Genomic DNA, 1177 nt, shown 5'->3' with positions numbered 1-1177 from the left:
ATCACTCGATGATTTTGGAGACGACGCCTGCGCCGACGGTGCGGCCGCCTTCGCGGATGGCGAAGCGGAGGCCGTCTTCCATGGCGATCGGGGCGATCAGTTCGACGGTGAACTTCAGGTTGTCGCCCGGCATCACCATCTCGGTGCCCTCGGGCAGTTCGACCGTGCCGGTCACGTCCGTCGTCCGGAAGTAGAACTGCGGACGATAGTTCGCGAAGAACGGCGTGTGCCGGCCACCCTCTTCCTTGGTCAGGATATAGGCTTCGGCCTCGAACTTGGTGTGCGGCTTCACCGAACCCGGCTTGCACAGCACCTGGCCGCGCTCGACCCCGTCACGCTCGATGCCACGCAGCAGCGCGCCGATGTTGTCGCCGGCTTCCCCGCGATCCAGCAGCTTGCGGAACATCTCGACGCCCGTGCAGGTCGTCTTCTTGGTCGGACGGATGCCGACGATTTCCAGTTCGTCGCCCACGTTCACCGCGCCACGCTCGACCCGGCCGGTCACGACCGTGCCCCGGCCCGAGATCGAGAACACGTCCTCGATCGGCATCAGGAACGGCTTGTCCACCGCGCGCTCGGGCGTCGGGATGTACTCGTCCACCGCCTTCAGCAGCTCGCGGATCGAGTTCTCGCCGATCGCCTCGTCACGGCCTTCCAGCGCCGCCAGCGCCGAGCCCTTGATGATCGGAACGTCGTCGCCCGGGTATTCGTAGCTGGACAGAAGCTCGCGCACTTCCATCTCGACCAGCTCCAGCAGTTCCTCGTCGTCAACCTGGTCGACCTTGTTCAGGTACACCACGATGTAGGGAATGCCGACCTGGCGGCCCAGAAGAATGTGCTCGCGCGTCTGAGGCATCGGGCCGTCGGCCGCGTTCACCACCAGGATCGCGCCGTCCATCTGCGCCGCACCCGTGATCATGTTCTTCACATAGTCCGCGTGGCCCGGGCAGTCGACATGCGCATAGTGCCGCGCGTCCGTCTCGTATTCCACATGCGCCGTCGAGATCGTGATCCCGCGGGCCTTCTCTTCCGGCGCGCCGTCGATCTGGTCATAGGCACGGAAATCACCAAAATACTTCGTGATCGCCGCCGTCAGCGTCGTCTTGCCGTGGTCAACGTGACCGATCGTCCCGATATTGACGTGCGGTTTCGTCCGTTCAAACTTTGCCTTTGCCAT

Annotated in this window: 1 protein-coding gene; it reads right to left on the bottom strand. The window is 64.0% G+C overall.

The window, feature by feature from the left end:
- Nucleotide 1 precedes the first annotated feature (1 nt).
- Nucleotides 2-1177, bottom strand: a 1176-nt coding sequence (gene tuf / locus MU516_RS19350) for an elongation factor Tu (protein WP_209060000.1), incomplete at its 5' end; no start/stop codon positions are given.

It is taken from the genome of Paracoccus maritimus (genome assembly GCF_025195095.1).
GTDB classification, from domain to species: Bacteria; Pseudomonadota; Alphaproteobacteria; order Rhodobacterales; family Rhodobacteraceae; genus Paracoccus; species Paracoccus maritimus.
The sequence above is the reverse complement of the archived record's forward strand: the minus strand, read 5'-3'. Positions and strand labels throughout refer to the sequence as shown.